Genomic DNA, 12,480 nt, shown 5'->3' with positions numbered 1-12,480 from the left:
TAGTGACGCCTGGTGTCACGCCGTCCGTCCCTTTAGGTTGAAGGAACGGACAGAGGAGGCTCAATGGCGGAGCGGACCAAGTACATCCTCGACGAAGCGGACATGCCGGCCCGGTGGTACAACATCGTCCCGGATCTGCCGGAGCCGCCACCGCCGCCACTGCATCCGGGCACCCGCGAGCCGGTCGGCCCGGACGACCTCGCACCCCTGTTCCCGCAGGCGCTCATCGCACAGGAAGTCAGCACCGAACGGTACATCGACATCCCGGAAGAGGTCCTCGACGTCTACCGCCTCTGGCGGCCGTCCCCGCTGTACCGTGCGAGGCGGCTGGAGAAGGCGCTCGGCACCCCCGCCCGCATCTACTACAAGTACGAAGGCGTCAGCCCGGTCGGCTCGCACAAGCCCAACACCGCCGTCCCGCAGGCGTTCTACAACGCGGCGGAGGGGGTCACCAGGCTGACCACGGAGACCGGCGCCGGACAGTGGGGAAGCGCGCTCGCGTTCGCGTGCGCCACCTTCGGGCTCGAATGCGAGGTGTGGCAGGTCCGCGCTTCGTTCGACCAGAAGCCGTATCGCAAGCTGATGATGGAGACCTTCGGCGCGACGGTGCATCCGAGCCCGTCCGAGCTGACCGAATCCGGCCGCGCGATCCTGGCCGCGGACCCGGCCTCGACCGGGAGCCTCGGCATCGCGATCAGCGAGGCGGTCGAGCAGGCGGCGCAGGCGGAGAACACGCGTTACGCGCTCGGCAGCGTGCTCAACCACGTGCTGCTGCACCAGACGATCATCGGCGAAGAGGCGCTCAAACAGTTCGAACTGGCCGGGGACACCCCGGACGTCCTCGTCGGCTGCACCGGCGGCGGATCCAACTTCGGCGGGCTCGCCTTCCCGTTCCTGCGCGAGAAACTCGCCGGCCGGATGGACCCGGTGATCCGCGCGGTCGAACCGGCCGCCTGCCCGACGCTCACCCGCGGGAAGTACGCGTACGACTTCGGGGACACCGCCGGGTTGACGCCGTTGCTGAAGATGCACACGCTCGGTCACGACTTCATCCCCGACCCGATCCACGCCGGCGGCCTGCGCTACCACGGGATGTCGCCGCTGATCTCGCATATCTACGAGCTCGGCCTGATCGACGCGGTAGCCATCGGGCAAGAGGACTGTTTCGCGGCAGGCGTGCGGTTCGCCCGCGCGGAGGGCATCATCCCCGCGCCCGAGCCGACTCACGCGCTCGCCGCGTGCATCCAGGAAGCGTTGCGGTGTAAGGAAACCGGCGAGGAGAAGGTGATTCTGACCGCGCTGTGCGGGCACGCGCACCTCGACCTCCCGGCGTACGGCGCGTACCTGGCGGGCGAGATCTCCGACCACGCGCTGCCCGAGGAGGCCCTCGAAAAGTCCCTCGCCGGCCTTCCGTAGCCCCTCGCGCGGATGTCATGAAAGGGTCGTTCCTGACATTCGGGAGGGGGTCAGCCGCACTGTGTGGATTTTGGTGCGTTGGAGGACCCGAAATCCACACAGTCCGGCGAGACCGTCCCTGTCACGACCGGTTCAGGAGGGGTGTGTGGAAATAGGGACACTCAACGTCCCTATTTCCACGCGCCCCAACCTGCGCCACCTTTGCCTTACCTCTCAATAGAACGACCCATCGAATGCCCGAATCGGGCACTGCAGTCTCGGGAAGTGTCCCTTGTGGATAGTCAGGTACTTGCACGCGCAAGGACCGCATCCAGAGGACGAAACGCGAGGGTCAGCCGGTCACCTGGTAACCCGAAGTCCGGTTCCGCCCGGTGTTCTTCGCCTCGTAGAGCGCCCGGTCCGCGACGGCGATCACCGCGTCCAGATCGCTGACGCCCGGCCGGTCGGCGAGGCCGATCGACACGGTGACGTGCTCGGGCAGGTCACCGGCACGCGTGGCCACGCTCGACCGGATCCGTTCCGCGATCGCGTGGGCGTGGACGGCGGGCGTGCCGGGCAGCAGGACGACGAACTCCTCGCCGCCGAACCGCCCGACCAGATCCGTGCCGCGCACCTCGGTGCGGAGCGTTTCCGCGATCGCCGCCAGGTACCGGTCGCCGACCAGATGCCCGTGCCGGTCGTTGATCAGCTTGAACCGGTCGACGTCGACCATCAGCAGGCTGGTGTGCCGCCCCGCGCGCCGCGCGCGGTCGAGTTCGTCGGCCGCCGCTTCGCGCCACGCCTTGGCGTTGAGCAGCCCGGTCTTGGCGTCGCTGCGCGCCTGCCGTTTCAGTTGCCGCAGCAGGACGCCGCGATGCAGCACCAGTGTGATCCCGACGACCAGCAGCAGCACCACGGGCCAGTCCCGCAACGCCCACGCGACGATGACGCCGAGCGCGATCGTCGCCGCTTCGAGCGCGTATTCGAAGGGCTTCGCCAGCGCGTCGCGCAGCCGCTCGTGCGGCGTGCCGTAGTACACCGCGATGGTCATGAGAACGGTGTTGACCAGCAGGAACACCCCGCCCGCCGCGACGATCGACCCGAACGAGGCGACGTCGCGGGGGAGTACGTCGAACGGGGCCGCGTACCGGGAGAGGAAGGCGGCGGCCGCGAAACCCGAGAGCACGGTCGCCGAGGTGGAGAACATCCGCCGGAACAACGGGTTCGGCTGCCCGCGGAACCAGCGGTAGAAGAACGACACGGCGATGACCATCGCGGCGAGCGCCGGGTGCACCAGCAGCACGGCGGCGAAGGTCCAGACGCTGTCGAGCGAGATGTGCGGCGTGCCCGCGAACCGCTCCCGCACCCGCTCGACCGGGCGTGACAACTCCGTGTATGCCACGGCGCTGACGATCAGGATGGCGAACGGGAGGGCGTCGCCCTGAGTGAACGGGATGCGGACCAGAGACCAGGCGGATCCGGCGATCGCCGCGACGTCCACCAGGAGGACGAAGCCGATCAAACCGCGGTGGGGTAGCCGCCACAGCGCCCAATTCGTTAGCGCCACGGAGACGAACGTAATCGGTTGGATACTAGGTGTCACTACGCTGTATGGGTAGGCGTGGGTGCACCACGCGTGACCGGATCGGGGAAGTGGAGGGGGTGAGCTCCATGCGCGGGCAGAACTGGTGAGTACCCGGTTCCGGTCAAAGGGGGTGAAGCGGGGCCACGTGGCGCCAAGCCCGGGTGGCCGGAACAGCCACTACGAGACCGGCGAGTGCGATGACCGAGACCGTCGTCGCGGGTGAACCGAGTACGCCGACGAGCAGGCCGCCGGCGATCAGCCCGATTCCCTGCACGGCGATGAGTCCCGACCCGGCGAGGCCGAACGCCTGGCCTCGTTCGGTGTCGGGTACCAGCCGCATGAACGTGGTGCTCGCGGTGACCTGGTAGGCCGCGCACATCCCGGACAGCACCAGCAGTCCGGCGGCGTAGGGGAGCGACGGCCGGAACCAGAACCCCGCGAGCGGCACGATCGCGCCGAGCGCCAGCACGCCGACCAGGCGCAACCGGACTTCCGGCCGCACCAGACGGCCCAGTACGAACACCCCGAGCACGATCCCCGCGGGATGCGCCGCGAGCAGCAGCCCCGCCGTCACCGCGCCACCGCCGATCTCCGCGGCGTAGGGCACGGCGAGCCCTTCCGGCACGATCACGAAACCCGCCAGCCATGCCAGGCCGACCAGCGCGCGCAGCCGTCGGTCGTGCCAGATCGTGCGGGCGCCCGCACGAAGCCGCCGCAGGGTCGACGTCGCCGGTCCGCTCGCGCCCGAAGCGGGCCGGGCGCGGACACCGAGCCGCAGGACGATCGCCGAGACGGCGAATGTCGCAGCGTCGATCGCCAGCCCGCGTCCCGGCCCGATCGCGGCGATCACCACGCCGCCCAACGCGAAACCGGCGAGCTGGCCGATCTGGTTGGTCATCTTCAGCAGCGACTGACCGAGTACGTAGGAATCCCCGGTGAGCACCGACGGGAGGACCGCGGCCTGCGCGGCGGTGAACGGCGCGTTGGCTAGCTGCACCACCACCAGCACGGCGGCGAGCACGGGCAACGGGATGCCGGGGACGGCGAGCACCGCGACCAGGAGCGCGCGGACGACGTCGGAGCAGACCATCACCGCGCGGCGCGGGAACCGGTCGGCCAGGCCGCCGAGCAGCGGCCCGCCGATCAGGTCGGGCAGGTAGGTGAGCGCGTAGGTCAGCGCGGGCCAGGTCGCCGAACCGGTCCGCTGGAACACCAGCACCGACAGGGCGACCCTGGCCACCTGATCACCGAGGATCGACTGGAGTTCCGCGAACCAGATCGCCCGCAGTTCGCCGACCGCGAGGATCTGCCGGAAGGTCGCCTTGGACTCCACGAGGTGACCACCCCCGCTCGATCGGGTGAGTCACTCACCGTACCGCCCCGCACGCGTGCGGTGAACCCTCAAAGCGCGTGAAGGCCCCCTTCCCTCGGCTCAGCCGAGGGAAGGGGGCCTTCACGCGCTAAGGGCTATTCCGTGCCGCAGGTGATCTTCGGCTGCGGGTTGTAGTGCACGTTCCGGGTGTGCCGCCGGATCTCGCGGCCGGTCGCGGCGTCCTTGATGACCCGGGTGTCCGACGTGGTGAAACCGGGCGCGCCGTTGCTGGGCTTGCAGTTCTCGGCGGGGCCGGGCTTCGTCGGCGGCTCGGACGGGTTGGTGCGGCCGCCCGGGATCGACTCGACGGTGTACTTCTTGGTGCCCCACAGCCGGATCGTGATGTCCGACGGCGTCCAGATGGTCTGGATCGCGACACCGGTGTCCGTGTCGTTGGTGAACTTCAGGTCGATTACGCTGCCGCCACTGTGGTTCTGGAACACGGTCGCCTCGCGCGCGGCGGGGTAACGGCTGATGTAGTAGCTGTGTTCCTTGTGCTCGGTGTCCTTCATACCGGCGAAGTACGAGGCGTTGTACAGCGTGGTCGCGAACTGCGAGATCCCGCCGCCGACCTCGCGGCCGGGCGCGCCGTCCTTGATGACACCGGCCTCGACGTAACCCTGCGCCGTGCCGCGCGGCCCGGTGAACCCGTTGAGGCTGAACGTCTCGCCCGGTTTCACGATGGCGCCGTTGACCTTCTGCGCCACGACCCGGATGTTCGTCCCCGAGTCCGGCGCGAACCCGCCGGTCTTGAACTCGCTGACGACCTCCTTGATGCCGAGCTGGTTCGCCTGCTCGGTGGTCACCTTGGCCGGGGTCTTCTTGTAGGTCACCGGCAGCTCGCGGGGCGCGGCGCGCTTGAGCACGTCGAGCACCGGCTTGAGGCTCGGCTCCCAGTCGACGACGTTGGCGTCCTCGGAGGGCTGCACGGTCGGCTTGCCGCCTTCGAAGACGATCTGCGCGTCCTTGCCCTCCTTCTCGGTGGACTTCAGCTGCGGGCCCGCGGCCTCGATGATCTTGTTGTTGTCCACCTTCGGGTTCAGCACCCCGCCGTCGACCGGCTCGAAGGTCAGCGCGGCCGCGATCTGCGCGGGTTTGACGACGGCGTCCTTGCCCTCGCCCTTGATGACCATCGGCGACGCCACGGCGGGCTTCGCGACCTGCTCGAGAGCGGCGTGGACGGCCTCCGGCGAGACCTTGACCGGGGTCTGGGTGACCGCGAGCGTGAGCGGCTCGCCACCGGCCCAGCGCTCCAGGATGGTCTTCTTGGCGGCGTCGAGGTCGAGCTTCCGCCCGGTCTTCGGCTCGACGGCGACCGGCTTGGCCTCCTCGAAGCGCACGGTGCCCTCGATCGGGTCGCGATCGACCTTGTCGCGCAGGTTCTCCAGCGCGGCGGTGAGCTTGGCGTCGTCGGTCTGGGTGACGACGCCGACCTCGGTGGTCGAGAAGAACGACGCGATCCGGGTGAACGGGTTCAGCGGCTGGTCACCGGCCTGGTCGAGGGTGGCGGGCCAGTCGAGGCGCAGGCCGGCGTTGTTCGGCGCCAGCGACTCCTCGGCGTCGCCAGCGACGACCTTCACCGGCCGGGTCAGCCGCGGCTCGATACCGCCGCGGAGCTCCTTCTCGGCCGCCGTGCGGTCCATCCCGCCGACGTCGACCCCGGCGACGGTGACGCCGCGGGGGACGCTGCCCTGGGAGACCAGCACGTCGAGGGCGTACGCGACGACCAGCAGGCCGAACACTCCGCCGCCGATGAAGGCGGCCTTGCGGTAGCTGCGACGGCGCTTCGGTGGCGCGGGGGCCTCCGGCGTGGCAGACTCCGCGAACCCGGGCGTGACGACCGGGAGAATGTCCGTCTGCTCAGCGTGGGACTCGGGCCAGCGCGGTTCCTGCGGCAACTCTCCACCCTCCACGGTCCGGCGAGGCCGGGCGTCGTGATCGAACATCCGGGCCTTCCACACGTTCCGGACGTAGGTTCAAGATACGGGGCGCGTTTTGTGGTCGTGCAACTCGCCCGGTTGGGTGAGCGGGTCACTCCGTCGGGTGGTCACTGGGCGTCAGGTTCCGGATTTTCGCCCACTCTGGCGAGAAAGTCGAAGTCACAGCCCTCATCGGCTTGCGTGATGTGTTCGGCGTACAACGCGCCGTAACCCCGTTCGTACCGCGGAGCGGGCGTGGTCCACTCCGCCCGGCGACGTTGCAATTCCGCATCATCGACGTCGAGGCTCAGCCGTCGCGAAGGGACGTCCAAAGTGATCGGATCACCGTCGCGGACCAGCGCGAGCGGCCCGCCCACATGGGATTCCGGCGCGACGTGCAGAACGCACGCGCCGTAACTGGTCCCGCTCATCCTGGCGTCGGACACCCGGACCATGTCCCGGACGCCCTTGGCCAGCAGGTGATCCGGCAGCGGCAGCATCCCGTATTCGGGCATTCCGGGCCCGCCGAGCGGGCCGGATCCGCGCAGTACGAGGACCGAGTCCTCGGTGATGCCGAGCGAGGGGTCGTTGATGCGGTTCTTCAGGTCTTTGTAGTCGTCGAAGACCACCGCGGGTCCAGTGTGGACGAGCAGCCGGGGTTCGGCGGCGATGTGCTTGATCACCGCTCCCGACGGCGCGAGATTTCCCCGCAGCACCGCGACTCCGCCTTCGGCCGCGACCGGGTTGTCACGCGTGCGGATGACGTCGTCGTTGTGCACCCGCGCGGTTTTCAGGGTCTCGCCGAGGGTCCGGCCGGTGACGGTGATCCGATCGGTGTGCAGCAGGTCGGTCAGCCGGGAGAGCAGGCCGGGCAGCCCGCCCGCGTAATAGAAGTCCTCCATCAGCCAGTCGCCGCCCGGCCTGATGTTCGCCAGCACGGGGACCCGGCGCGCGATCGCGTCGAAATCGTCCACGGACAACGGGATCCGCGCACGACCGGCCATCGCGATCAGATGGATGACGGCGTTGGTGGAGCCGCCCAGCGCCAGCACGGTGGTGATCGCGTCGGCGTACGCGCGCTCGTCGAGGATCTTCGTGATGGTGAGGTCCTCCCGGACCATCTCGACGACCCGCGCGCCGCTCGCCGCGGCCATCCGGTGGTGCGCCGAGTCGACGGCGGGGATCGACGCCGCGCCGGGCAACGTCAGCCCGAGCACTTCGGCCACCGACATCATCGTGGACGCGGTGCCCATCGTCATACAGGTTCCGGGAGAACGGGCCAGCCCACGCTCCAATTCGGACAGTTCGTCGTCGCCGATCAGCCCGGCCCGCTTGTCGTCCCAGTACTTCCACATGTCGGTGCCGCTGCCGAGCACTTCGTTCCGCCAGTGCCCGCGCAGCATCGGGCCGGCGGGGACGAAGATCGCGGGCAGTCCCGCGCTCGCCGCGCCCATCAGCAACGCCGGTGTCGTCTTGTCGCAGCCGCCCATGAGCACCGCGCCGTCGACGGGGTAGGACCGCAGGATCTCTTCGGTCTCCATCGAAAGCAGGTTCCGGTAGAGCATCGGTGTCGGTTTCTGAAAGGTCTCCGACAGCGTCGCGACCGGGAACTCCAGGGGGAATCCGCCTGCCTGCCACACTCCGCGTTTGACCTGTTCCGCCCGCTCGCGCAGATGCATGTGGCAGGGATTGATGTCGCTCCAGGTGTTGAGGATCGCGATGACGGGCTTGCCGAGGTGCTCCTCCGGGTTGTAGCCGAGCTGCCTGCTCCGGGCCCGGTGGCTGAAAACGCGCAGTTCGTCGCCGCCGAACCAGCGGTGACTGCGGAATTCCTCAGGGTTCCTCATGAAGCCGAGTATGGCATCTCATATATGATCGCCCCATGTCTTCGACCTTCAGCCTGCCCGCTTCCCGGACCGAAGTGGTGCTCGAAGAGATCCGCCGCGGCATCCTCACCAGGGAGCTGAAGCCCGGTCAGCCGCTGGTCGAAGCCGAACTCGCGGCCCGGCTCGGGGTGTCGAAGACGCCCGTGCGCGAGGCGCTGAAGGTGCTCTCGAACACCGGATTGGTGACTTTCAGTCCGTACAAGGGCGCGTCGGTGTGCGTGGTCGACGCGGAGCTGGCGAAGTCCGTTTACGACGTCCGCATGGTGCTGGAGCCCGAAGCCGTGCGCCGGTCGGTCGAGCGCCGCTCGCCGGACCTGTTCGAAGACGCCGCGGAGGCGTTGAAGGAGGCCTCGGCGGCGATCTCGGACAAGGACCAGGCGGCGCTCAGCCTGCTCAACCGCCGGTTCCACCGCGCGCTCTACAGCGGCTGCGGCAATCCGCTGATGGTCTCCATCCTGGACGACCTCAAGGACCGCGCGGCGCTGATCAGCGTGGTCGGCTGGGCAGCGAACCCCAGCTGGCGCCGGGAATGGGCCGAGCACAAGGCGGTGCTGGCGGCGGCGAAGAAGGGGGACGCCGACGGTGCGGCCGGGCTGCTGCGCGCCCACATCGGCGACTTCCTGGACCGGATCCTCGAGACCATCGGAGACGAATGATGCGCCTGCTGCTCATCGCCGACACGCATCTGCCGCAGCGCGCGAGGAAGCTGCCGGCCCAGGTGTGGCGCGAGGTCGAGGCGGCGGACGTCGTCATCCACGCCGGTGACTGGGTCGAGGTCGCCCTGCTCGACGAACTCGAAGCCCGGAGCAAGCGGCTCATCGGGGTCTACGGCAACAACGACGGCGCGGACCTGCGGGCGCGGCTCCCCGAGATCGCGCGGGCGGACCTCGGCGGCGTCCGGCTGGCGGTCATCCACGAAACCGGCGGCAAGCAGGGGCGCGAGCGTCGCTGCGACGAGCGGTTCCCGGACACCGACGTCCTCGTGTTCGGGCACAGCCACATCCCCTGGGACACGGTCACCCCGAACGGGCTGCGGCTGCTGAACCCCGGCTCGCCGACCGACCGGCGTCGCCAGCCGTTCTGCACGTACCAGACCGCCGAGATCCGCGACGGCGAGTTACGCGACGTGGCTCTTCATGAGCTGCCGCTTCGCCGCTGACCGGGTAGACAGGTAGCCATGGAACCGGCGCAGGCGTTGAGGGAGATCGCGTTCCGGCTGGAGCGCGCGGGCGAGCCGACCTACCGGGTGCGGGCGTTCCGGCAGGCGGCTTCGGTGATCGCCAAGGTCGAGCCCGACGACCTGCGCAAACGCGCCGAGGCGGGCACGCTGACCGCGTTGCCGAATATCGGCAAGGCGACCGCGGCCGTCGTCGAAGACGTCCTCGCCGGCCGTCGTCCCGCGTACTTCGAGAAGCTCGGCGAGCCGAAGCTGCCCGATGGCGGCCCGATGCGGGCGGCGTTGCGCGGCGACTGTCACACGCATTCGGACTGGTCCGACGGGGGAAGCCCGATCGAGGAGATGGCGGAAGCCGCCCGCTCGCTCGGCCACGAATGGATGGTGCTGACCGATCACTCGCCGCGGCTCACCGTCGCCAACGGTCTGTCACCGGAACGGCTGCGTCGGCAGATGGACGTCGTCGCGGAACTGAACGAGACGATGGCGCCGTTCCGGATCCTGCACGGCATCGAGGTCGACATCCACCTCGACGGCACGCTGGACCAAGAGGAAGAACTGCTGGAACAGCTGGACTTCGTCGTCGCGAGCGTGCACTCGAAACTGCGGATGCCCGCGAAGGAGATGACGCCGAGGATGATCGCCGCGGTGCAGCATCCGCAGGTCCGCGTGCTCGGCCACTGCACCGGGCGGCTGGTGATGGGGGGCCGCGGGAAGCGGCCGGAGTCGGAGTTCGACGCGGAGGCGGTGTTCACCGCGTGCCGGGACAACGGGGTCGCCGTCGAGATCAACTCGCGCCCCGAGCGCCGCGACCCGCCGACGCGCCTGCTGAACCTGGCCGTGGACCTGGGCTGCGACTTCGCCATCGACAGCGACGCGCACGCGCCGGGTCAGCTGGAATGGCTGGTCTTCGGCTGCGAGCGGGCCACCGAGCTGGGGATCGAGCCGGACCGGGTGATCAACACACGGACCGCGGAGGACCTGCTGGCCTCGTGAGTGGCTAGGACGGTTCTAACCGTCCTCACCACTCACGAGACCGGACCCACTCGGTACCGCGGCTCGGCTGGCTGCTGGGCTCGGCCGGGGGTTGCGAAAGCCACTTTCGCAACCTTCAACGTTGCGAAAGTGGCTTTCGCAACGTCGGCAGTGGCCCCCGGTGATCAGGTCGCGAAAGCCACTTTCGAGACGTCTGGTGTCCCGAAAGTGGCTTTCGCGACACCGGCTCCAGACCCCCTTCGGTCAGAACCGTCCACTCACGAGAGGGTCGCGAAGCGCAGGCCCGCGTCGCTCAGCCGGTCGATCAGCGCCTGCCCCATCGCGGTCGCCGTGGTGACCTGCCCGGCCGTCGCGGGCAGGTCGTCCAGCGCCAGGCACAGCGCGGACTCGCCGAGCATCTTCGCCGTCTCGCCGTACCCTGGGTCGCCGCCGGACACCTCCGTCACGACGCGTTCGCCGCCGCTTTCCGCGTGGAACCGCACGGAGAACCACGACCGCGCCCGTCGCTGCTCGTCCGGGCCGCCGCCGGGCTTCAGCAGTTTCGACAGCGCCCGTCGCGCGGGCGGGATCTGGGCGGCGGCGAAGACGAGACCCATCCCGGCCGCACCGGCGGCCACCACCGGAAGCCGTTTGATCGCGGCGAAATGCCGGTACGTGAAGTCGGGGCCGTACGCCGGGAGCGCGGCGGCGGACCGCTCGACGATCATCGGGTCGATGGTCGGCAGCGGCACCGCCCAGAAACCGTCCGGGCTGCGATGCGGTGTGCCCAGCGGGGCGCGCGCACGACGGCCCTCCGGTCGCGGTTCGGCCGCCGCGCGATCCCGGGCGGCGCGGAAACTGGACGGCAGCCGCGAGAACGCAGTCAGTGCCGAGAGGAAGGTGCCGCCCGAGGGGGCCGCGCCCGCGCGGACGTATCCGTCGATCCGGATCGGTTCCCCTTGTGGCAGCTGGGAAACCGTGAAGAGGGCGCCGAGGTCGTGCGGGATCGAGTCGAACCCGCACGCGTGCACGAGCCGCGCACCGGTCTCGACGGCGCGGGCGTGATGGGCGAGGTACATCTTGTCGACGAACTCGGGCTCGCCGCACAAGTCCGCGTAGTCGGTCCCCGCCTCGGCGCACGCGGCGACCAACGGCTCTCCGAAGTGGACATACGGACCCACCGTGGTGGCGACGACCTTCGTGGACTCGGCGACCCTCCGCAGCGAGTCCGCGTCGGAGACGTCGGCCCGCAACAGCGGCAGTTCGGAAAGCTCCGGGTTGATCGAGAAAAGCTTTTCCCGCAACGTCTCCAGCTTGCCGGTGTTCCGTCCGGCCAAGGCGAGGCGCAGACCGGGCGGCGCGACGCGGGCGAGGTATTCCGCCGTCAGGCCACCGGTGAACCCGGTGGCGCCGAACAGGACTACGTCGTGGTCACGATCGGCAGGCATGGCGTCAGGCTACCGCCGGTCATCGCCGGTCGCCGGTGTAGACGACGGCGGCGCTCACCGCGTCCACCCCCGAGATCAGTTCGGCGAGCGCCTTCGGGAGTTCCCGGTGCGTGGACGCTGCCCAGGTCCGCAGGCCGGCGCGGTCGAGTTCCGGTTCGCAGAAATCGTCGAGACCGATGGTCCAGGCCAGCAACGCGAGACAGACGGAATGGGGATCCGGCTGTTCGGTACCGAGGACGGCCGCCCGCACCTTGCTGCGCGCGGCCGTCGACATCAGCAGATCCCGCGGCGGATACCGGTGATTCTTCCGCAGGAGCATCCGGTCGGTCTCGCGGTCGATCACACCCGCGGCGAGCAGGTTCTCCGCGACCGTTTCCCCGAGATCGTGGCGGAGATGACCGACCCATTCCCGGACGGTGTGCCGCTCGGGTTCGCGGAGGATTTCCGAGAACACGCGGTCCAGCGGAGGATGGGCGAGGCCCCGTCGCGACAACGGCCGGATTCGTTTGCGTTCCACGGTGATCCGCTCGGCGAGGAGGAGATCGCAAAGCGCGGAACCGGCCATTCCGATGCCGAGTCCCGTGCGGCGCAGCGCGGGTTTTCCGGTGAACTCGTCGTGGGCGAGGAAGAACAGGGAATCGACCAAGGTCAGCCGACGCATGAATGGCACGCCCCCCGGCGTCGTAGTGCGGGACGGCCAAAGTAGCGGTAGCGCGCGGACCACTG

At 69.3% G+C, this 12,480-nt stretch carries 10 protein-coding genes; 4 read left to right on the top strand and 6 right to left on the bottom strand.

What is annotated here, in order from left to right:
* Positions 1-63 precede the first annotated feature (63 nt).
* Entirely contained in the window at positions 64-1,416 is a 1,353-nt protein-coding gene (locus H4W30_RS31230; protein WP_192746055.1) for a TrpB-like pyridoxal phosphate-dependent enzyme, read from the top strand.
* A gap of 331 nt (positions 1,417-1,747) precedes the next feature.
* Here the strand turns inward: H4W30_RS31230 and H4W30_RS31225 are convergent, their stop codons facing one another.
* The 4 genes from H4W30_RS31225 to araD form a co-directional block, all read right to left on the bottom strand.
* Positions 1,748-2,962, bottom strand: a complete 1,215-nt coding sequence (locus tag H4W30_RS31225; RefSeq protein ID WP_318780695.1) for a GGDEF domain-containing protein — start codon at positions 2,960-2,962, stop codon at positions 1,748-1,750.
* Positions 2,963-3,101: 139 nt separating this feature from the next.
* A complete protein-coding gene (locus tag H4W30_RS31220; protein WP_192746054.1) occupies positions 3,102-4,313 on the bottom strand; it encodes an MFS transporter in 1,212 nt (403 codons plus the stop codon).
* Positions 4,314-4,447: 134 nt separating this feature from the next.
* Positions 4,448-6,250: a VanW family protein gene (locus tag H4W30_RS31215; protein ID WP_192746053.1), complete on the bottom strand. Its 1,803-nt coding sequence runs from the start codon at positions 6,248-6,250 to the stop codon at positions 4,448-4,450.
* A 149-nt stretch (positions 6,251-6,399) separates the two neighbouring features.
* The gene (araD, locus tag H4W30_RS31210) at positions 6,400-8,118 is read right to left on the bottom strand and encodes an L-arabinonate dehydratase (protein ID WP_192746052.1); all 1,719 of its coding nucleotides are present in this window, start codon (positions 8,116-8,118) and stop codon (positions 6,400-6,402) included.
* A 35-nt stretch (positions 8,119-8,153) separates the two neighbouring features.
* On the opposite strand from araD, the gene H4W30_RS31205 reads away from it, so the two are divergent.
* Genes H4W30_RS31205 through H4W30_RS31195 form a run of 3 tightly spaced genes read left to right on the top strand, consistent with a single transcriptional unit; the run spans position 8,154 to position 10,327 of the window.
* Positions 8,154-8,813, top strand: coding sequence for a GntR family transcriptional regulator (locus tag H4W30_RS31205; protein WP_192746051.1), 660 nt, complete (start codon positions 8,154-8,156; stop codon positions 8,811-8,813).
* Entirely contained in the window at positions 8,813-9,316 is a 504-nt protein-coding gene (locus H4W30_RS31200) for a metallophosphoesterase family protein (RefSeq protein WP_192746050.1), read from the top strand. The genes H4W30_RS31205 and H4W30_RS31200 overlap by 1 nt, the downstream gene beginning before the upstream one ends.
* Before the next feature lie 18 nt (positions 9,317-9,334).
* Complete coding sequence (locus H4W30_RS31195; protein ID WP_192746049.1) at positions 9,335-10,327, top strand: PHP domain-containing protein; 993 nt, start codon at positions 9,335-9,337, stop codon at positions 10,325-10,327.
* A gap of 257 nt (positions 10,328-10,584) precedes the next feature.
* Here H4W30_RS31195 and H4W30_RS31190 read toward each other — a convergent pair whose 3' ends face one another.
* Positions 10,585-11,754, bottom strand: a complete 1,170-nt coding sequence (locus H4W30_RS31190; protein ID WP_192746048.1) for a saccharopine dehydrogenase family protein — start codon at positions 11,752-11,754, stop codon at positions 10,585-10,587.
* Positions 11,755-11,773: 19 nt separating this feature from the next.
* On the bottom strand, positions 11,774-12,415 hold the full coding sequence (locus H4W30_RS31185) for a GOLPH3/VPS74 family protein (RefSeq protein WP_192746047.1): 642 nt from the start codon (positions 12,413-12,415) through the stop codon (positions 11,774-11,776).
* Between the last annotated feature and the right edge of the window lie 65 nt (positions 12,416-12,480).

It is taken from the genome of Amycolatopsis roodepoortensis, from assembly GCF_014873915.1.
GTDB classification, from domain to species: Bacteria; Actinomycetota; Actinomycetes; order Mycobacteriales; family Pseudonocardiaceae; genus Amycolatopsis; species Amycolatopsis roodepoortensis.
This window is presented reverse-complemented; position numbering and strand designations above follow the sequence as displayed.

Coding starts and splice junctions, on each gene's coding strand:
- H4W30_RS31230 (WP_192746055.1), top strand. CDS start 64: ATGGCGGAGCGGACCAAGTACATCCTCGACGAAGCGGACATGCCGGCC.
- araD (WP_192746052.1), bottom strand. CDS start 8,118: ATGAGGAACCCTGAGGAATTCCGCAGTCACCGCTGGTTCGGCGGCGAC.
- H4W30_RS31205 (WP_192746051.1), top strand. CDS start 8,154: ATGTCTTCGACCTTCAGCCTGCCCGCTTCCCGGACCGAAGTGGTGCTC.
- H4W30_RS31200 (WP_192746050.1), top strand. CDS start 8,813: ATGCGCCTGCTGCTCATCGCCGACACGCATCTGCCGCAGCGCGCGAGG.
- H4W30_RS31195 (WP_192746049.1), top strand. CDS start 9,335: ATGGAACCGGCGCAGGCGTTGAGGGAGATCGCGTTCCGGCTGGAGCGC.
- H4W30_RS31190 (WP_192746048.1), bottom strand. CDS start 11,754: ATGCCTGCCGATCGTGACCACGACGTAGTCCTGTTCGGCGCCACCGGG.
- H4W30_RS31185 (WP_192746047.1), bottom strand. CDS start 12,415: ATGCGTCGGCTGACCTTGGTCGATTCCCTGTTCTTCCTCGCCCACGAC.